Raw genomic sequence first — 1,326 nt, 5'->3', positions numbered from 1 at the left:
CGTGATACCCGTAGCTTCGGTGTATGGTTTGAGCCCCGTTACATCTTCCGCGCAGGCCGACTCGACTAGTGAGCTATTACGCTTTCTTTAAAGGGTGGCTGCTTCTAAGCCAACCTCCTAGCTGTCTAAGCCTTCCCACATCGTTTCCCACTTAACCATAACTTTGGGACCTTAGCTGACGGTCTGGGTTGTTTCCCTTTTCACGACGGACGTTAGCACCCGCCGTGTGTCTCCCATGCTCGGCACTTGTAGGTATTCGGAGTTTGCATCGGTTTGGTAAGTCGGGATGACCCCCTAGCCGAAACAGTGCTCTACCCCCTACAGTGATACATGAGGCGCTACCTAAATAGCTTTCGAGGAGAACCAGCTATCTCCGAGCTTGATTAGCCTTTCACTCCGATCCACAGGTCATCCGCTAACTTTTCAACGGTAGTCGGTTCGGTCCTCCAGTCAGTGTTACCTAACCTTCAACCTGCCCATGGATAGATCGCCCGGTTTCGGGTCTATTCCCAGCGACTAGACGCCCTATTAAGACTCGCTTTCGCTACGCCTCCCCTATTCGGTTAAGCTCGCCACTGAAAATAAGTCGCTGACCCATTATACAAAAGGTACGCAGTCACCCAACAAAGTGGGCTCCCACTGCTTGTACGCATACGGTTTCAGGATCTATTTCACTCCCCTCTCCGGGGTTCTTTTCGCCTTTCCCTCACGGTACTAGTTCACTATCGGTCAGTCAGTAGTATTTAGCCTTGGAGGATGGTCCCCCCATATTCAGACAAAGTTTCTCGTGCTCCGTCCTACTCGATTTCACTTCTAAGATCCTTTCGCGTACAGGGCTATCACCCACTATGGCCGCACTTTCCAGAGCGTTCCGCTAAAATCAAAGAAGCTTAAGGGCTAGTCCCCGTTCGCTCGCCACTACTAAGGGAATCTCGGTTGATTTCTTTTCCTCAGGGTACTTAGATGTTTCAGTTCCCCTGGTTCGCCTCTTGCACCTATGTATTCAGTACAAGATAACCATCTTATGATGGCTGGGTTCCCCCATTCAGACATCTCCGGATCACAGTCTGTTTGCCGACTCCCCGAAGCTTTTCGCAGGCTACCACGTCTTTCATCGCCTCTGACTGCCAAGGCATCCACCGTATGCGCTTCTTCACTTGACCATATAACCCCAAGCAATCTGGTTATACTGTGAAGACGACATTCGCCGAAAATTCGATCTTGCTCAAAGAGCAACTCACAAATTTTACCTTAGCCTGATCCGTTACCAGTGAAAGTAACGTCCAGTCTATCTTTCTATCACATACCCAAATTTTTAAAGAACGA

General features: G+C 49.7%; 1 rRNA gene. It reads right to left on the bottom strand.

Annotation, left to right across the window (positions count from 1 at the left end):
* Nucleotides 1-1,163, bottom strand: a 23S ribosomal RNA gene (locus BT125_RS28280); the annotation flags it as partial.
* Nucleotides 1,164-1,326: the final 163 nt, after the last annotated feature.

The organism is Pseudomonas sp. NFACC04-2, from assembly GCF_900119265.1.
Classification (GTDB): domain Bacteria; phylum Pseudomonadota; class Gammaproteobacteria; order Pseudomonadales; family Pseudomonadaceae; genus Aquipseudomonas; species Aquipseudomonas fluorescens_AA.
This window is presented reverse-complemented; position numbering and strand designations above follow the sequence as displayed.